Origin of the sequence: Methanobrevibacter arboriphilus JCM 13429 = DSM 1125 (genome assembly GCF_002072215.1) — an archaeon.
Classification (GTDB): Archaea; Methanobacteriota; Methanobacteria; order Methanobacteriales; family Methanobacteriaceae; genus Methanobinarius; species Methanobinarius arboriphilicus.
In genome coordinates this window covers 344,535-363,777 of sequence record NZ_JXMW01000001.1, presented here as the reverse complement: position 1 = coordinate 363,777, position 19,243 = coordinate 344,535, and the positions used below count along the sequence as shown (strand labels likewise).

Here is a 19,243-nt window from a genome sequence, read left to right as displayed (position 1 = left end):
ATATAATTAATTAAAAATTTAAATATCGGGTTATGGAAAATTTAAGATGATTGATATTCAACTTATACTTTTAGCTATAGGTTCTTTACTTTTAGCTGGGGTATTATTAAGTAAACTTTCTTCTTATATTGGTGTCCCAACTCTCATTGTTTTTTTATTGCTTGGACTTTTTTTCAATGGAAATACTCTTTTTACTCCTTCTGTTGATAGCTATACATATATTCAGTATATTAGTATATTTGCATTAATTATAATAATGTTTTCTGGTGGTTTGGATACTAATACTAAGAAAATGAAGCCAATAGCTTCTAGAGGAGCTGTTTTAGCTACTGTTGGTGTTTTAATAACGGCTATTGCCACTGGATTACTTATTCACTATTTATTGGGAATAGATATAGTACTTTCTTTATTAATGGGTTCTATTATTTCTTCTACTGATGCAGCAGCAGTATTTTCAATTTTTAGATCTGGAAAAATAAAATTAAAAAAAAATCTTGCTGAAACTCTTGAACTTGAAAGTGGGGCAAATGACCCAATGGCTTATGTACTTACAATCAGTTTTATAGAACTATTAACTCACCCAACAACTTCTATTGAAGGTATCATATTCTTATTTTTGAAGTCTTTGATTCTTGGGGCGGTATTTGGAGTTATATCTGGTAAATTATCTATAAAATTATTTGAAAACGTTAATTTGGATGTTAAGGGTTTATATCCAGTTCTTTTAGTTGCTTTAGCTGTTTTAACCTTTTCAATTTCTGAAATAGTTGGTGCAAATGGATTTTTAGCTGTTTATATTGCAGGAATCATGATAGGTAATGCTAAAATGATAAAAGATGCTAAACTATCTAATGAAACAAATACAACTTTCTTCGAAGGGTTAGCATGGCTTATGCAGGTTATAATGTTTTTAGTTTTAGGGTTGTTTATTTTCCCAAATCAGTTATTAGAAACTGCTGGAATTAGTATAGTAATAGCAATAGCTTTAATGTTTATTTCTAGGCCTATAGCTGTTTTCACTTCGTTGATTCCATTTAAAGTGAGTTTAAAAGAAAAGGTATTTTTGTCGTGGACAGGAATTAAAGGAGCGGTTCCTATAGTTTTTGCTACATATCCCTTAGTTGCAGGAATTCCTGAGGCTTATACAATATTTAATGTTGTATTTTTTATTACAATAATCTCAGTAATTTTACAAGGTGGAACTATTAAATTTGTTGCAAGAAAGCTTGATTTGCTCTCTACTTGTTAAATATTTAAAAATAAGTAATTAGAATTAGATAATAAGTAAAATTATATAATAATTAGATAATATGATATTAGATATAATATTATTTAAGATAAATTATATTATCTAGTTTTAGATATAGTTTTAGAAATTTTGTTATTTTTAATTTGAAAAATTTAATATAAAACAGAAGATTCCTAAAATTATTGTTGCAATAACAACTCCTTCTGGAGAAATTTTAGGTCCAGTACTTTCTTCATCAAAGTATCGTACTAATCCTGCCCCTGTCGGAGGAAGCATATTTTGATCTTTTTTTGCCATTTTATCACCGATAATGAAATATAAATATTGTATAATAGATTATAAATATGATTATAATAAATATAAATAAATTTAATATTGATAAATATTATATTATTTCTTATATTTATACTTATAGTAATATTATTATAATATATAATAAGAGTATGTTTATAGCTATGTTTATAAACTAAGTTATAATTATATTATTTTTAAATATTAATATAATATTAATATTACATTAATAATTATTTTAATATTATTATTAAATTTTAATATTATTATTAATTTTATTTATTTTAATTATTTATTATTAATCTCATTTTTAATATTTGTAAATTTGCTTAGTTTAATTCACCAATCTTATTTAATATTGTTAATTTTATTTAGCTATTATTAATTTTATTTTTATTAGTTTTATTTTTATTAATCTTAATTTTATTGATTTTATTTTTATTAATTTTAGTTTTAATTATTTAATCATTTTTGATATTATTTTACTGAGATTTATAAAATTAAACTAACCCTTAATAATAAATACTAGTTTGAACAAAAGATTACATAGTAAGATAAACTTTGCACAGCCATATAAATATTGTTTTTTTAGTGTAATGTTTGCTGATTTGGATTATTTTTTAGTTATAGCTAATTAAAGGATGTATTAGGTAAGATGGAAGATTCTGAAAACACTATAAAAATGGATTATTTTGAAAAACTAGAAAAAGAAACTCATTATCTCTATAAAATAGCTAATGAGGCTCGTTCTAAAGGATTTGATGTTGAAACTGAGACTGAGATTCCTTTAGCTAAGGATTTAGCTGAAAGAGTTGAGGGACTTGTTGGTCCTGTGGGAGTAGCTAAAAGGATGAAAGAACTTGAAGAAAAAAATCCTTCATGGTCTCGTGAACAGATTGCATTTAAATTAGCTGCTGAAATATCTTCTCAGAAAATCGAAGAAGATTTAAATAATAGTAGAGGAAAAGAGAAAAAAGTTTATGAATCTTTTGGAGAAACATTTGATTCAAAAAGAGAACAGATTGCAGATCAAGCTTTAAGAACAGCTTTAGCTATTTTAACAGAAGGTGTAGTAGCAGCTCCTATAGAAGGTATAGCTAAAGTTAAAATTAAAAAAAACTTTGATGGAACAGAATATTTGGCTGTTTACTTTGCAGGTCCAATTAGAAGTGCAGGAGGAACTGCTGCAGCACTTGCTGTTCTTATTGGAGATTGTATTAAAGTAGCTACTAATCTTAGTAATTATAAACCAATTGATGCAGAAATTGAGAGATATGTAGAAGAAGTTGAACTTTATGAATCAGAGGTTACTAATCTCCAATATTCTCCAAAACCTGAAGAAGTACGTCTTGCAGCTCAAAATATTCCTGTTGAAGTTACTGGTGAACAAACTGACCAGGTTGAAGTATCCCATAGGGATTTAGAGCGTGTTGAAACTAATAACATTAGGGGAGGAGCATTACTTGCAATGGTTGAAGGTATTATTCAGAAATCTTCAAAAGTCTTAAAATACTCTCACACTCTTAAACTTGATGGTTGGGATTGGTTAGAAGGTTATTCAAAAGAAAAAAATGAAAAAAATGAAAATACTGATAAACAAGAAGATAAACAGAAAAATAAGAAAGAGAATAAAGAAGAAAAATCTAAGCATGAGACTGCTAAAGAAAATGCTAAATATATTCAGGATATTATTGGTGGACGTCCAGTTTTAGGCTATCCTTCAGAAAAAGGAGGATTTAGGTTACGATATGGGAGAAGTAGAAATACTGGACTTGCAGCTATGGGTGTAAATCCTGCTACAATGCAGCTTCTTGAATTTTTAGCTGTTGGAACTCAACTTAAAATTGAAAGGCCTGGCAAAGGAAATTGTGTTGTTCCAGTAGACTCAATCGAAGGACCTATTATAAAATTAAAAAATGGTGATGTAGTTAAAATTAATTCTGTAAAAGAGGCAAAGGCTGTTAAAGGTCAAGTAGCTGAAATCTTATTTTTAGGTGATATGTTAGTAGCTTTTGGAGAATTTTTAAGGAATAATCAGACTCTTCTTCCTTCAGCTTGGTGTGAAGAATGGTGGATTGAAACTATTAAAAATTCAAGCATTTTTGATGAAAACGTTTCTCTTTTGGATTCAAATCCTGATTTGACTTTAAAAAATCTTGGTAAATTAGAAATGTCTGAATATAGTTATATTTCTGCTGAAGAAGCTTTTGAAATTTCAAAAAAGTATGATGTTCCTTTACATCCTTTGTATACTTATTGTTATAATGATATTTCTATGAAAGATTTAAATTCATTAATTAAATGGATAAATAAATATAAAGAAAGTTATAATGAAAATGTTGAAGAGTTTAAACTTGATTTATCTTTTGAAAAACGAATTTTAGAAGTTATTGGTGTTCCTCATAAAATTGAAGGAAGAATTGATAAAAATGGTGATGTTAAGGTTATTTTAGATCGTGATGATGCTTATACATTAATTCATACTTTATCTAAAGAGATATCTAGAGATGATTTAGATAATTCTAATATATCAACTCTTGAAGCTTTAAATAATGTTTCTCCAGTTATAATAAAAGATAAAGCTCCTATATATATTGGAACTCGAGTTGGAAGACCAGAAAAATCTAAAGAAAGATTAATGCGTCCTGCTCCTCATGTTTTATTCCCTATAGGAAATTTCGGTGGAAACAGGCGGCTTGTGGCCGAAGCATCTAAAAAAGGAAAAATAGCTGTTGAATTATCTAGAAGAGTTTGTACAAATCCTCAATGTCAGTTAAGCTCATTTAATTCAATTTGTCCTCATTGTGGCTCTCCTACTGAAATTGGATCTCCGGGTCGTAAAAATATAAACTTATCTGGAATGTTAAGAAAAGCTTCTGATAATGTGTCATATAGGAGAGTAGATGAGATTAAAGGGGTTATAGGAATGATTTCTGAATCAAAACTTCCTGAACCTCTTGAAAAAGGTGTTTTAAGAGCTAAAAATGAAGTATTCACATTTAAAGATGCTACAATTAGGCATGATTCCACAGACCTTCCTTTAACTCATTTTATTCCTAAAGAGATTGGAGTAACAGTAAAAAAACTACTTGAAATGGGTTATGATAAAGATGCTTATGGAAATCCTATTGAAGATGAAAATCAAGTAATTGAGCTAAAAGTCCAAGATGTAGTTATATCTAACAACTGTGGGGATTATTTAGTTAATGTAGCTAATTATGTGGATGATTTACTTGATAAATTTTATTCTATGGATAGATTTTATAATGTAAATGAAAAACAAGATTTAATAGGTAATTTAATAGTAGGTCTTGCTCCTCACACCTCTGCTGGTGTTTTAGGCCGTATTGTTGGTTTTACAAAGGCTTTAGCTTGTTATGCTCATCCTTATTTCCATTCTGCAAAAAGAAGGAATTGTGATAGTGATGAAGATTCTGTTATGTTACTTCTTGATGCTTTAATTAATTTTTCAAAATCATATCTTCCTAGTACTCGTGGTGGAAGTATGGATGCCCCTTTAGTTTTATCTTCAAGAATTGATCCTGAAGAAATCGATGATGAGTCCCATAATATTGATGTTTTAGCTAATTTTTCAGAAAGCTTCTTTGAAAAAACTTATGAGGGTGTTAAACCTTCAGATGCCTTGGATTTAGTTGATAATGTTTCAATGCATTTAGGAACATATAAACAATATGAAGATTTGATGTTTTCTCATAATACCTCTAATATTCACGCAGGTCCTAATATATGCTTATATAAAACCCTACCTTCTATGAAAGAAAAAGTGGAATCGCAGATTGAATTAGCTGAAAAAATTCGGGCTGTTGATCAAAGAGGTGTTGTTGAAGGAGTATTAAGCTCTCATTTCCTTCCAGACATTATGGGTAATGTAAGAGCATTTTCAAAGCAAAAAGTTCGATGTACCTCTTGTGGTTCTAAATATAGGAGAATGCCTCTCACAGGAAAATGTAAATGTGGATCAGATTTAGTTTTAAGTGTTTCAAAAGGATCGGTAATTAAATATCTTGAAATATCAAGGGATTTAGTAGCTAGATATCCCATAACTCATTATTTAACCCAAAGATTAGAAATACAGGAGTTTGGTATCGATTCTCTTTTTGAAAGTGATAAATCTAAACAAAGTTCTCTTGATATTTTCTTATAAATAATACTTTCTTATAAATAATATTTTTTTTATTAGAATTTTTTCATAGATTATTTATTTAAAAGATATTTTTTATATTTATAACATTTCTGATTTTATAATTTAAAAACGGAGTTTTTATTATTTATTAGATATTCTTATTTAAATGATATCTCTATTTTGGAAGATATTTTTATAATTGATCTTTAGATATTTTGTTTATTCTTTTTATTTGTTTAGAATTAAGATTTATTTTTATATTTTGTTTAATTAATTTAATAATTCTCTAATTTTTGATTATTTTCATTTATTTGATGGTTATTAGAATAATTCGTTTTTATTAAAAACTTAGGAAGTTATATATGTTAGATTTTACATATAATTAGACAATGAATTATTAATTTTTTTATGAAAATTCAGGGATGTGTATGTAAATTCGCTAATTATTATATCATATTATTTGTTTGATATCATACGAATATTTATATATTTCTTTTTATAAATATTATTAATAATTCTTATTAATTCATATTTAAAATGAAATTAATTTTAAAATATTAGTTTATATTTAAATAAAATATTAGTTTGTATTTAAATAAAATATTTTGTATTTAAATTAAAATATTAATTTGTATTTAAAAATTAATTTACTAGAGTAAGTTTAATTATTAAAAAATTATTTTTAAAATTGAACATTTATATGTATTATTAAATGGGTGTTGGCAATGCAAAACGAGACAAAAACAACCGATGATTTATCAAATAAGGTTAAAATATGTGTCAAAAAAAATAATGGGATAATGGAGCGTTTTAGTTATGAAAAACTTTTAAAGTCATTAGTTATGGTAGAAGCTCCTTACTTTGAGTCTGATAGAATACTTTCTAATGTTGCTTCTTCAGTTTATGATGGAATTTCAACAAAAGAAATAAAAAAGATAGTTTATGAACTATTATCAGATATTGATGAAGAAAGTGCTAATAAATATTTAGCTGCAACTACTTTAAAGGTTAGGACTTCAAGAGATAAAATTGAATCTTTTGATCTCGCTAAAATTGCTAACACTTTGGTTGAAGAAACTGGTGCTTCACAGGAAACAGCTTTTGAGATTGCTTCTCAAGTTTGGAAAGAACTTAAAAAATTAAATGTTGAATATCTTACTGCTCCAATGATAAGGGAAATTGTAAACACTAAGCTAGTTGAACATGGTTTAGAGGATTTGAGAAGTAGATATACTCGTTTAGGTATTCCTGTTTTTAATATTACTTCTTTAATCGAAAATGGATCTCGTGATAATGCTAACATGATCCATAATCCTGAAAGTGTTCATAAATATGTAGCTGATGAAGCTTTAAAACAATATGCATTACTTCAGATGCTTCCATCAGATTTAGCTGATGCTCATATGTCTGGTGATATACATATTCATGATCTTGAATTTTTCGCTGGAAGGCCTTTAAATTGTATGCAACATGATATTCGTACCTTTATTAAATATGGGCTTAAAGTAGATGGGACTGGTGATCACACTTCAGTAGCTGGAGCTCCTAATCATATAGAAACTTTAATGAATCATACTGGGGAGATAATGCTTGCAGCACAGCAAAATATGTCTGGTGGACAAGGTATGTCTCTTTGGAATGTTTTTGTAGCTCCTTTTGCAAGTGGTCTTCCTTATGGTAAAGTAAAACAAGCTGTTGAGATGTTAATTTATAATCTAAATATGGCTTATGCAGCAAGAGGTTCTCAAGTCCCTTTCACAAGTATGGGCTTAGAATTTAGCGTTCCTAAATTCCTTCAAGATGAAGTTGCTTATGGCCCTAAAGGGAAAATTGTAGGTACTTATGGTGATTTTGAGGAAGAAACTCGGATGCTTCAAAGAGCTTTCACTGAGATATTGCTTGAAGGAGATGCTGATGGAAAACCTCATCTTTTCCCTAATACTATCTATACTCTTAGGAAAGAGTCATTAAAAGATGAATATGCAGAAGATTTACTTAAAGTCCATGAACTTTCAGCTAAATACGGCTCTGCTTACTTTGCAAATATGTTACCTGATTATAGGGGTAATATGGCTAATTATATGGGTTGTAGAACTTGTCTTCAGGATAATTGGACTGGAGATTGGAATACTGATTGTCTAAGAACTGGTAATTTAGCTTACATTACTTTAAATCTTCCTAGAATTGCTTATCAATCTAGAGATGAATCTGAAGTATTTGAATATATTGATTCTTATATGGATCTTGGTATTAGAGCATTAAATATTAGGAGAGAACAGGGACTTAATTGTTTAAATAATTATAATTTATTGCCTTTCCTTAATCAAGATGTAGAAGATGATGTTTATTATAGAATTGAAAATGCTACTATGTCTTTTGGTTTCGTAGGACTTAATGAGATGTTAATGTCTTTATTTGGTTCTGGAATTGATAATCCTAATTCCAATAAATTTGGTGTTGAAATATTGGAGTATATGAATAAGAGAGCTCAGGAACTTAAAAAAGAAACTGGTCTTAGGTGGACTATTTTGCAAACTCCTGCAGAATCAACTGCTTATAGATTTGCAACTCTTGACAAAGAGAAATTCTCAGATAATGTAATTACTCAAGGAGAATCTGGAGCTAATTATTATACTAACTCCTCCCATGTTCCAGTCAATTCAAATGTTTCATTGGTTGATAAGATTAAAATTGAAGAGAAATACCATCCTTTAACTGGTGGAGGTCATATTTTCCATGCATTTATGGGTGAATCTTATTCTGACCCAGAATCTTTAATGAGTTTAACGAATAAGATAGCTAAAAAGTCTGATATCGGATTTTGGGCATATAGTTCTGCATTGAGTTTTTGTATTAAATGTAAAACTCTTATGAAGGGTTTGAATGATCAATGTCCTACTTGTGGCGAACGTGATGATGTTGAATGGTATGATAGAATAACAGGGTATGTTCAACAAGTTGGTAGAGCTAAATCTTCATCTGGTGGATGGAATGCTGGTAAAAAACAAGAACTTGTAGATAGAAATAGATTTGAGAATAGTTAATAATTAAATTATTTTTTTATCTTATTTATTAATTTTTATTTATTAATTTTTGTATTTATTCAGTATTTTAAAATTAGCTATATTAATTCTTTATTTTTCTTTTTATTATTCTTTTTAGTATTTTCTTTATTTTTATTATGCAATTTTTATCTAATATTATTCTTTTTTATTTTTATTATTTTTAGATCTTTATTTTCAATATTATTATTGCTTTTATAATATTACTATTGTTACTATTATTATTACTTTTATTATTACTTTTATTACTATTATTCTTATTATTCTTATTATTGCTTTTATCATTATTTTTTATTTTTCATTGAATTTTGACTAGAATATTTATTATATATGTTGTACAATAATGTACTACAAAGGTTTAAATAGTACTTTATATAATTTATTTATACAGTAAAGTTCTAAAATTTATTCTAAAATTGAATAAAATATTTAAAAAAATACTAATAATACCGAATTAAAAGTTTTATAAATTGTTATTCCTTTGAAAAAGATTTAATTTCTTGAATAACATTATAAAAAAATTAAATTGTCTAAAAATTCTAATTTAAGAAAAATATAACTATATTTAAAGCAAAATAACAATTATTTATTCATATTAACAAAAAACATATTAATTATATTAAAAAGGAGTTATAAAATGTATTTTCCACCAATAGAAAAAGCAAAGAAGATACTTAAAGAAGGTGACTATAAAGTCATTCCAATTTGTTGCGAAATATTGTCTGATATTAAAACTCCAATTGAAGTGCTTAAAATTTTAAAAAATAACAGTAAGCATTGTTTCATATTGGAGAGTATGGAAGATTTGGAAAATTGGGGAAGATACACAATATTAGGTTTTGATCCGACTTTAGAAATTACTTGTGAGGATAACTTTTTAAATATTAAAGGTTATAAGAATTTAAGTAAAAAAACTAACAATCCTAAAAAATACATTAACCAAATTATCGATGAAAATAGGAGTCCTAAAATATTAGAACTTCCACCTTTTACAGGAGGATTAGTGGGGTATTTTGCATATGATTATATTAAATATGTTGAACCTTCTCTTAAATTAAAAGAAAATTTATTTAAAAATAATAATGAGGATGATGAGTCTTTTAAAGATGTTGATTTAATGCTATTTGATAAAGTAATTGTTTTTGATAACCTTAAACAAAAGATTTTCTTAATAGTTAATATAAAATCAGATAATATTGAAAAAGAGTATGAACTAGGTATAGCTCAATTAATGGAATTAAAAAACATAATAATTAACGGTATGCCAACAAATGGAAATGATAATAGATTAAAACTACTTGATGATTTTAAACCTTTATTTTCTAAAGAAGAATTTTCTAAAATAGTAAAAAAAGCTAAATTTCATATAAAAGAAGGAGATATATTCCAAGTTGTTTTATCTAATCCATTATCTTGTAAAATAAAAGGTAGTTTATTAGATACGTATAGAATTCTCAGAACAACTAACCCTTCTCCCTATATGTTTTATTTTTCAAGCGATGATATTGAAATAGCTGGTGCTTCTCCTGAAACTCTTGTAAAACTGCAAGATGATAATTTATACACTTTTCCATTAGCTGGAACAAGACCAAGAGGTAAAAATAAAAAAGAAGATGATGAATTAGAAAAAGACCTTCTTTCAGATGAAAAAGAACTTGCAGAACATAATATGTTAGTTGATCTTGGAAGAAATGATCTTGGAAAAGTTAGTGAATTTGGTTCTATAAATGTTGAAAAATATCTTACTATTGAAAGATTTTCTCATGTGATGCATATAGGTTCTACTGTTTCTGGAAAATTAAAAGAAGGTAAAAATGCTTTGGATGTTATAGATGCAATTCTTCCTGCAGGAACTCTTTCTGGAGCACCTAAAATTAGAGCTTGTGAAATAATAAATGAGCTGGAAGATAATAAAAGGGGCATATATGGAGGAGCAATTGGTTATATTAGCCTATCTGGAAATATGGATACTTGTATAGCTATTAGAATAGCTTTTTCTAAGAAAAATAAAGTTTTCATTCGATCAGGTGCAGGTATAGTTGCAGACAGTGTTCCTGAGTTAGAATATGATGAATCTATAAATAAGGCAAAAGCAGTCTTAAATGCTCTAAAATTAGCTGAAGATATTAATGTATAATTTTTATTAAATAATGGTGATAAAATGATTTTACTTATAGATAATTATGATAGTTTTTCATATAATCTTTATCAAATGATTGGAGAATTGAATCTTGATATTAATGTTATTCGTAATGATGAATTAACTTTATCTGAGATTAAAAGACTTTCTCCAAAATTTATTGTGATATCTCCAGGTCCTGGAAGACCAAATGATGCAGGATTATCAGTAGATATTATAAAAAATTTTTATAAAAAAATACCTATTCTCGGAATTTGTTTAGGGCATCAATCTATTTATGAAGCTTTCGGTGGGGAGATTATATATTCAAAGAGATTGGTTCATGGAAAATCTTCTAATATTGAAATTGATAATGAAAATATCCTATTTAATAATTTAGAAAATGAAATTTCTGTAGGTCGTTATCATTCTCTTTCTGTGAATAAAGAAAATATTCCTGAAGATATTTCTATAATAGCTAAATCAAAAGATGATAATGAAATAATGGCAATATGCCATAGAAAATATCCTGTTTATGGTTTACAGTTTCACCCAGAATCAATACTGACTCCTAATGGTGATAATATTGTTAAAAATTTTTTTAGAGGATTTAAATCTTAATTGACAATTGTAGAATATTAGAATATTAGAATATTAAAATTAAAATGATTAATAATTAATTTGAGAGGTAGAAACATGATAAAAGAAGCTATTTTAAAAGTAACTAAAAATCAAGATATTTCTTATGAAATGGCTGAAGAAACAATGAATGAAATAATGAATGGTGAAGCCAGTAAAGTCCAAATGAGTTCCTATTTAACTGCCTTATCTATGAAAGGTGAAACTATAGATGAGATAACTGCTTCTGCTGCTTCTTTAAGAAATCATTGTATTAAATTATTAACAGATATGGATGTTTTAGAAATTGTAGGTACTGGTGGTGATGGTTCAAATTCATTTAATATTTCTACAGTATCTTCAATTGTAATTTCTGCAGGAGGAGTTCCAGTAGCTAAACATGGTAACAGAGCATACTCTAGTAAATGTGGAGCTGCGGATGTTTTAGAGGCTTTAGGTGTCAATATTGAACTTCCACCAGAGAAAAGCAAGTTGTTACTTGAAAAAATTGGCATTTGCTTTTTATATGCTCAAAATTATCATTTAGCTATGAAGTATGTTGCTCCTGTTAGAAAAGAGCTAGGTATCCCTACAATTTTTAATATTCTAGGGCCATTACTTAATCCTGCTGGTGCTAATATGGAGGTAATCGGTGTTTATGAAGAATCTCTTGTTCTTCCTATAGCTATGGTTATTCATAATTTAGGTGTTAAAAATGCTATGGTAGTTTATGGTCAAGATAAATTAGATGAAATCTCTATTTCGGCCCCTACTACTGTGTGTGAGATAAAAAATGGTAAATTTTCTCAGTATACTTTAAATCCTGAAGATTATGGCTTCAATTTAGCTTCAAAGTCTGCAATAACTGGAGGTTCTGCATCACATAATGCTCAAATTGCATTAAATATTTTAAATGGAGAAGAAAGTCCTAAAAGAGATGCTATTATTATTAATTCAGCAGCTGGACTTTATATTTCTGGAAAGGCAAATAGCTTAGAAAAAGGTATAACTCTTGCTGAGAATATTATTGATAGTGGTAAAGCTAAAGAAAAGCTAGATAACTTTGTTTATATGTCTAACAATATTTAGTATTAGATTAATAATATCAAATTAATAGTATTAAATTAATAGTATTAGATTAATAATTAGATTAATAGTATTAGATTAATAGCATCAAATTTACTATAATTAAATTTTATTGATTAATATATTTTTAAAACTTTTTGGTTGAGTTTGTAATGATTTTAGATGAAATTTTAATAGCAACTGAAGAAAGATTAGAGAATAAAAAAATGAATATCTCTCTTAAAGATTTAAAAAACAAATTAAAAAACAAATCAAATAATAAATCAAATAATAAATCAAATAATAAGTCAGATAATAAGTCAGATAATGAATTGGATAATAAGTTAAATAATAAGTTAATCAATAATAATTCTAAGAGTATTAAACTTGAAGATAATTATTTTGAGAAATATTTAAAAGAAGATAATATTTCTTTCATCTGTGAAGTTAAAAGAGCTTCTCCATCTAAAGGAATTATTTGCGATGAATTTGATTATATAAAAATAGCTAAAGAATATGAAAATGCAGGAGCAGCTGCTATTTCAGTTTTAACAGAGCCTAAATTTTTTAAAGGTAGTGACACATATCTTTCAGACATTGTAGCTAATGTAAATATTCCAGTTCTCAGAAAAGATTTTATAATTGATGAATATATGATCTATGAATCAAAATTATTAGATGCTTCTGCATTACTTCTAATAACCTCTATTTTAGAACCAAAACAACTAAAAAAATATATCAAACTCTCCTATAGTTTAAATATTTTCCCATTAGTAGAAACTCATAACTTAAATGAGGTTGAAATAGCTATTGGTGCTGGTGCAAAGATTATTGGTATAAACAATAGAGATCTTAGAGATTTTACTGTAGATATTAATAATACTTTAAATTTAGAAAAAAATATTCAAAAAGACATTAGGAATTCAATAACCATTGTTTCTGAAAGTGGAATAAAGACTTCTGAAGATATAAAAATATTAAATGATAATAATATCGACTCTGTTTTAATTGGTGAGTCTCTTATGAGAAGTAAAAATAAGGAATTAGCTATTAAAGAGTTAAAATCTTTGATATAGATTATATTTGATTACTATATTTAATTGTTATATTAATTAATATGACTTATAATGAATAATTACAATTTTTAATAAGTAGTTAAAATCTATAATAATTTATGAGTGAAATAATGAATAAAGCTATTAGTGAAGAAGATATCAAAATTAAAATCTGTGGATTGAAAAGAATTGATGATGCAAAAATCCTTAATAAATATGTTCCTGATTATGCAGGATTTGTATTTGCAGAAAGCAAAAGGAAAGTTAGTTTTGATGAAGCTAAAGCTATTAAAAATGTTTTGGACGAAAGTATTACTACTGTTGGTGTTTTTGTTGATCCTGATATTGAAGATATTTTTTACCTTATAAAAAATGGTATTATTGATATAGTACAGCTTCATGGTAATGAAGATGAAGGTCTTATAAATAAATTAAAAGAATTTGATAGTAATATTAATATTATTAAGTCTATTGAAGTAAATAATGAATATAGTGAAAATAAGTATGACGATGGATTTAATATAAAAAACACCATTAAAAAATGGGAAAATTCTAATGTTGATTATTTATTGTTAGATAGTGGAAAGGGTTCAGGAAAAGTTTTCAACTGGGAATTAATAGGAGATATTAAAAAAATCAAAAAACCAGTTTTCCTTGCTGGAGGTATTAATAGTGAAAATATCAAAAAAGCTTCTAAAATTAAACCTTTTGCCTTTGATTTAAGTTCTGGTGTTGAAAAAAATGGATTTAAGAGTTCTAAAAAAATAAATGAAATTATAAATAATTTGGATAATATTAATAAATCGAATAATAAAGCAAATAACAAGAATAAAACAAGTAATAAAGAATCAAAAAATAATAAATCAAATATTAACAAGTCAAATATTAATAAATCAATTAATTTAAATAGATTAGATGATGTGAAAGATATGAATAATGGAAGATATGGAATTTATGGTGGACAATATATTCCAGAAACATTAATGAATGAATTGATTAATCTTGAAGAGCAATATAACTTTTATAAAAATGACCCTGATTTCATAGAAGAGCTTCAAAATTTACTCAATGAGTATGCGGGGCGTCCTTCACTTTTATATTTTGCAGAAAACATGACTAATGATCTTGGTGGAGCTAAAATATATTTGAAGCGAGAAGATCTTAATCATACAGGATCTCATAAGATTAATAATGTTCTTGGTCAAGTCTTATTAGCTAAAAAAATGGGTAAAACAAGAATCATTGCTGAAACTGGTGCTGGACAACATGGTGTTGCAACAGCTACTGGTGCTGCATTTTTAGATATGGAATGTGAGATATTCATGGGTGAAGAAGACATGGAACGCCAAGCTCTGAATGTTTATCGTATGGAACTTTTAGGAGCTAAAGTTAATCCTGTTTCATCTGGAACAAAAACCTTAAAAGATGCTGTAAATGAGACAATGAGGGAATGGACAACAAGAGTTCATGATACACACTATGTTTTAGGTTCTGTAATGGGCCCTCATCCTTTTCCAATGATTGTTCGAGATTTTCAAAGTGTTATAAGTTGTGAAATTAAAGAACAAATATTAAGAATTGAAGGTAAGCTTCCAACAGCAATTGTTGCCTGTGTTGGTGGTGGAAGTAATGCAATAGGCTCATTTTTTAACTTTATAGGTGATAAAAATGTTAGATTAATTGGTTGTGAAGCTGGAGGGGAAGGTGTTGATACTGAATATCATGCAGCATCTATTACTAAAGGTGAAGTTGGGATTTTCCATGGTATGAAGTCTTACTTTTGCCAAGGCAATTATGGTCAAATATCTCCAGTATATTCAATTTCTGCAGGTCTTGATTATCCGGGAATAGGGCCTGAACATGCTTACCTTAATGATACAAAAAGAGCAGAATATGTTCCTATAACTGATGACGAAGCTGTTGAGGCATTTGAATACTTAGCTGAAAAAGAAGGAATTATCTGTGCTATTGAAAGTGCTCATGCCATAGCTCAATCAATAAAAATAGCTAAAGAGATGGATTCTGAGGATATTATTGTAGTTTGTCTTTCTGGAAGAGGAGATAAAGATGCTGAATCTATTAAAAATTATAAATTAGCTAAATCAGATAAATTAGCTAAATCATCTAATTCAGCTAAATTAGATAAATTGAGCGAAGAGGAGATTTAATTGAGTAGAATTACAGAAGTTTTTCAAGATGAAAAAGCATTTATAGGTTTTTTAACAGCTGGAGATCCTTCAAAGGAAAAAACTATTGAGTTTATTTTAGCTATGGATAGTGCTGGGGCTGATTTAATTGAAATAGGAATACCTTTTTCAGACCCCATAGCTGAAGGTCCTGTTATTCAAGATGCTAACTTAAGAGCACTATCTAAAGGTATAAACACTGATGATATTTTTGATTTAGTAATTGATGTAAGAAAAAAGTCTGATATTCCTCTTATTTTTCTTACATATATTAATCCTGTTTTTTATTATGGATATGAAAAATTCTTTAAAAAGTGTAAAGATGTTGGACTAAATGGGATAGTTATTCCTGATTTACCTTATGAGGAAAAAGAAGAAATATCAAAAGTTGCAAAGAGTTATGATGTTGATATTATTTCTTTAATAGCTCCAACCTCAAAAGATAGGATAAGGATGATAGCTAAAGATGCTACTGGTTTTATATATCTTGTTTCATCAATGGGTGTGACTGGTGTTAGAAGTGAGATTAAAACTGATTTGGAAGAAATTATTGTTGAAATAAGAAATGTTACTGATGTTCCAGTAGCTGTGGGTTTTGGGATTAATACTCCTAAACAGGCTGAAAACATTTCTAAAATAGCTGATGGAGTCATTGTTGGTAGTGCTATAATAAAAATAATTGAAGAATATGGTAATGATTCTAAAGATCACTTAAAAGATTATGTTTCTAGAATGAAAAATGCAACTAGATTTTGATTATTAAGAATCAAACATTTAATTTAATAATATGTAGTTATATAATATTAATTGTGTTATGTATATTATTAATTGGTGTTTAAATGGATGATGTTTATTTCATGGAAAAGGCTATTAATGAAGCTAAAAAATCTATATCTGAAGGTGGAATTCCCATTGGGGCAGTTTTAGTTAAAAATGGGGAAATTATTGGCAAAGGTCATAATCGCCTTATTCAGTCTAACTCTGCTATTTTTCATGGTGAATTAGATGCTATTGAAAATGCAAATAGTAAAAATAGGCTAACTGGTAAGGATTATCAGAATTCTACTCTTTATACGACTCTTTCACCTTGTCCAATGTGTTCTGGAGCTATAATATTATATAATATTCCACGTGTAGTTATTGGAGAGAATAAAACTCTTCTTGGTGCTGAAGAATTGCTTAAAAATAATGGTGTTGAGATTGTTAGTTTAGATAATAATGAATGTAAGGTTCTTTTTGAAGATTATATTAAAGAAAATCCAGAAACATGGAATGAAGAATTGAAACGTGTTGATGGCACTACATCTTTAAAATAAATGCTTTAAATAATTTTTTAAATAATTTTTTTAAATATCTATTTAAGTAAAATTCTTAAATAAACTTCTTAAGTAAGTTTTTAAATAAATTCTTAAAATAATTTTTAATATTATTCCCAATTTTCTTTATTAAGTTTTTCACCTAAAATTTTTAATTTTTTCTTCTGTTCTGGGTAATCAGGCATTATAGATTCTACTATATTCCAAAATTTCTTTGAATGGTTATGTTGTTTTATATGTGCTAGTTCATGAATTATTACATAATCAATTGTCTTATCATCTGCCATAATCAGTTTCCAAGAGAAATTAACACTATTTTTTCCACTACAACTTCCCCATCTTGTTTTGGCACTTGTAATACCAATTTTTATGGGTTTAACGTCCATTTTATTTTTAAAATAGTTAACTCTTTTATTTATATGGTTATGGGCTATTTTTTTATATAATTCTATCAATATTTCTTTGATTTGATTTTGTTTATCTGTTTCTGGTATAAAAAATATCTTTTTATCTTTATTGTATATTGCTCTTTTACCATCAACAGGCTTAATTTGGTTATTTTGTCCTCTGACTAAAATAAAATCTCCAAAATTCAGTTCAAACTGTTTTTTAAGAAAATAATTATTAGAAATTCTTTCGCTGTGTTTAGCTATCCATTTTTCTTTTGAATTTACAAACTCATCTATTTTATTTTTAGACAAGTTTACTGGTGCTTTAACTTCTAAGCTACTATCTGCATTGATTTTAATAGCAATAGTTTTTCTATTAGAACGAGTAATTGTATATTTTCTCATAAATATCCTTATTTTTAAATATTTTTATTATATATCATTGATTTATTATTACTTTTTTATCTTTTTTATCCTTTTATCTTTCTTATTCTTTTTATTCTTTTTTTATTAGTTTATTTATTATTTTTCATTAGCTATCACTATTTATTTTAATATCTTTGTTTTAATTAATCAATATAATTATTTTGGATTATTATTATTTTAAATATTATTTTAAATATTTTAAATATTAATTTAAATTATTATATATTGGATTATATATTACATAATTATATACCAGTGATTTAATGAATCAAAAACATAAAGAAATTATTTGTAAGAGTGCATGTAATAAAACTAAACGTTCTATGCCTTATAAATGGGATTTAAATATTTATAGAGGTTGTGAACATAGATGTAAGTATTGTTATGCTTTGTATTCTCATAAATATCTTGAATCTAACTATAGAGAAAGTTTGGATTCTAAAAATACTAATAATTCTAGTATTTCCAATAGTTTTTTTTGAAAATATTTACATAAAATCTAACATAGCTGAAAAACTTGATATTCAGCTTTCTAAGACTAGTTGGAAAAATGAAATGATAGCTATAGGAACTGTAACAGATAGCTATCAACCTATTGAAAAAGAATATGAATTAATGCCAGATGTATTAAATACACTAATAAAGCATAAAAATCCTGCTGTAATTTCAACAAAGTCTGATTTAATATTTCGTGATTTAGATTTAATCAATGAATTATCTGAAATTAATTTTATTAACATAGCTGTAACAATAACTTCTCTTGATGATAAAATTCAAAAATTAATTGAACCAAATACTATATCTTCAAAAAAGAGATTTAATATATTAAAAAAGATAAGAAAAAATACTAATGCATCTTGTGGACTTCATTTTATGCCAATTATACCTTATTTAACTGATAGCTATGAGAATATGGATTTAATGTTTAAAAATGCAGAAAAACTTAATGTAAATTGTATTATTTCAGGATCACTTAATTTGTATGGAAAAACAAGGGGATATTTCCTTAAATTTATAAAAAATGAGTTTCCTGAGATTTATAATGATTTATTCTCTTTATATAAGAATGGTAAAGTTAATAGAGAATATAGTAAGGATCTTTTTTCTAAAATTAAAAAGTTTAAAAAGGATTATAATGTTGAAACTAATTATTCTAATGTTATAAAAGAAAAAATAAAGGTTTATAATAATGATTTAAAACAATCTTCTCTTTTTGATTATTAATAATATTAATATTATTATTAATAATAATAATTAATCGAATTTCTACTATAATAATCTTTTACATAATAATCATTCACTCTAAATATTTATATACTATAA

At 26.6% G+C, this 19,243-nt stretch carries 13 protein-coding genes; 11 read left to right on the top strand and 2 right to left on the bottom strand.

Going from position 1 to position 19,243, the window contains the following annotated elements; translation table 11 throughout:
• Positions 1-46: 46 nt before the first annotated feature.
• Positions 47-1,249 carry a potassium/proton antiporter gene (locus tag MBBAR_RS01540; RefSeq protein WP_080459512.1) on the top strand — a complete coding sequence of 401 codons (1,203 nt, stop codon included), beginning with the start codon at positions 47-49 and terminating at the stop codon, positions 1,247-1,249.
• Between the two features lie 138 nt (positions 1,250-1,387).
• On the opposite strand, the gene MBBAR_RS01535 is transcribed toward MBBAR_RS01540, so the two are convergent.
• Complete coding sequence (locus MBBAR_RS01535; protein WP_080459511.1) at positions 1,388-1,546, bottom strand: preprotein translocase subunit Sec61beta; 159 nt, start codon at positions 1,544-1,546, stop codon at positions 1,388-1,390.
• A 676-nt stretch (positions 1,547-2,222) separates the two neighbouring features.
• Between MBBAR_RS01535 and polC the strand changes: the two genes are divergently transcribed.
• The 9 genes from polC (at position 2,223) to MBBAR_RS01490 (ending at position 17,105) form a co-directional block, all read left to right on the top strand.
• Positions 2,223-5,705: a DNA polymerase II large subunit gene (polC, locus tag MBBAR_RS01530; RefSeq protein ID WP_080459532.1), complete on the top strand. Its 3,483-nt coding sequence runs from the start codon at positions 2,223-2,225 to the stop codon at positions 5,703-5,705.
• A gap of 704 nt (positions 5,706-6,409) precedes the next feature.
• Positions 6,410-8,728, top strand: coding sequence for an anaerobic ribonucleoside-triphosphate reductase (gene nrdD / locus MBBAR_RS01525; protein ID WP_080459510.1), 2,319 nt, complete (start codon positions 6,410-6,412; stop codon positions 8,726-8,728).
• A gap of 655 nt (positions 8,729-9,383) precedes the next feature.
• On the top strand, positions 9,384-10,883 hold the full coding sequence (locus tag MBBAR_RS01520; RefSeq protein WP_080459509.1) for an anthranilate synthase component I family protein: 1,500 nt from the start codon (positions 9,384-9,386) through the stop codon (positions 10,881-10,883).
• Between the two features lie 24 nt (positions 10,884-10,907).
• Complete coding sequence (locus tag MBBAR_RS01515) at positions 10,908-11,486, top strand: anthranilate synthase component II (RefSeq protein ID WP_080459508.1); 579 nt, start codon at positions 10,908-10,910, stop codon at positions 11,484-11,486.
• Positions 11,487-11,561: 75 nt separating this feature from the next.
• Positions 11,562-12,572 carry an anthranilate phosphoribosyltransferase gene (gene trpD, locus MBBAR_RS01510; protein ID WP_080459507.1) on the top strand — a complete coding sequence of 337 codons (1,011 nt, stop codon included), beginning with the start codon at positions 11,562-11,564 and terminating at the stop codon, positions 12,570-12,572.
• Positions 12,573-12,721: 149 nt separating this feature from the next.
• A complete protein-coding gene (gene trpC / locus MBBAR_RS01505; protein WP_143746091.1) occupies positions 12,722-13,624 on the top strand; it encodes an indole-3-glycerol phosphate synthase TrpC in 903 nt (300 codons plus the stop codon).
• A gap of 110 nt (positions 13,625-13,734) precedes the next feature.
• Positions 13,735-15,771, top strand: coding sequence for a tryptophan synthase subunit beta (gene trpB, locus MBBAR_RS10750; protein WP_080459506.1), 2,037 nt, complete (start codon positions 13,735-13,737; stop codon positions 15,769-15,771).
• Complete coding sequence (gene trpA / locus MBBAR_RS01495) at positions 15,772-16,545, top strand: tryptophan synthase subunit alpha (protein ID WP_080459505.1); 774 nt, start codon at positions 15,772-15,774, stop codon at positions 16,543-16,545. It begins immediately after the preceding gene.
• 83 nt (positions 16,546-16,628) lie between these two features.
• Complete coding sequence (locus tag MBBAR_RS01490; protein ID WP_080459504.1) at positions 16,629-17,105, top strand: nucleoside deaminase; 477 nt, start codon at positions 16,629-16,631, stop codon at positions 17,103-17,105.
• 110 nt (positions 17,106-17,215) lie between these two features.
• Here MBBAR_RS01490 and MBBAR_RS01485 read toward each other — a convergent pair whose 3' ends face one another.
• Positions 17,216-17,899, bottom strand: a complete 684-nt coding sequence (locus MBBAR_RS01485; protein WP_080459503.1) for a M48 family metallopeptidase — start codon at positions 17,897-17,899, stop codon at positions 17,216-17,218.
• 381 nt (positions 17,900-18,280) lie between these two features.
• Here MBBAR_RS01485 and MBBAR_RS01480 point away from each other — a divergent pair, with 381 nt between their 5' ends.
• Positions 18,281-19,144 carry an SPL family radical SAM protein gene (locus MBBAR_RS01480; RefSeq protein ID WP_211272903.1) on the top strand — a complete coding sequence of 288 codons (864 nt, stop codon included), beginning with the start codon at positions 18,281-18,283 and terminating at the stop codon, positions 19,142-19,144.
• The last annotated feature ends 99 nt before the right edge of the window (positions 19,145-19,243 follow it).

Excerpts from the sequence above, each read along its gene's own strand:
- MBBAR_RS01490 (WP_080459504.1), top strand. The coding sequence starts at position 16,629 with ATGGATGATGTTTATTTCATGGAAAAGGCTATTAATGAAGCTAAAAAA.
- trpC (WP_143746091.1), top strand. The coding sequence starts at position 12,722 with ATGATTTTAGATGAAATTTTAATAGCAACTGAAGAAAGATTAGAGAAT.
- MBBAR_RS01520 (WP_080459509.1), top strand. The coding sequence starts at position 9,384 with ATGTATTTTCCACCAATAGAAAAAGCAAAGAAGATACTTAAAGAAGGT.
- polC (WP_080459532.1), top strand. The coding sequence starts at position 2,223 with ATGGATTATTTTGAAAAACTAGAAAAAGAAACTCATTATCTCTATAAA.
- MBBAR_RS01535 (WP_080459511.1), bottom strand. The coding sequence starts at position 1,546 with ATGGCAAAAAAAGATCAAAATATGCTTCCTCCGACAGGGGCAGGATTA.
- MBBAR_RS01485 (WP_080459503.1), bottom strand. The coding sequence starts at position 17,899 with ATGAGAAAATATACAATTACTCGTTCTAATAGAAAAACTATTGCTATT.
- MBBAR_RS01515 (WP_080459508.1), top strand. The coding sequence starts at position 10,908 with ATGATTTTACTTATAGATAATTATGATAGTTTTTCATATAATCTTTAT.
- nrdD (WP_080459510.1), top strand. The coding sequence starts at position 6,410 with ATGCAAAACGAGACAAAAACAACCGATGATTTATCAAATAAGGTTAAA.
- trpD (WP_080459507.1), top strand. The coding sequence starts at position 11,562 with ATGATAAAAGAAGCTATTTTAAAAGTAACTAAAAATCAAGATATTTCT.
- trpB (WP_080459506.1), top strand. The coding sequence starts at position 13,735 with ATGAATAAAGCTATTAGTGAAGAAGATATCAAAATTAAAATCTGTGGA.
- MBBAR_RS01540 (WP_080459512.1), top strand. The coding sequence starts at position 47 with ATGATTGATATTCAACTTATACTTTTAGCTATAGGTTCTTTACTTTTA.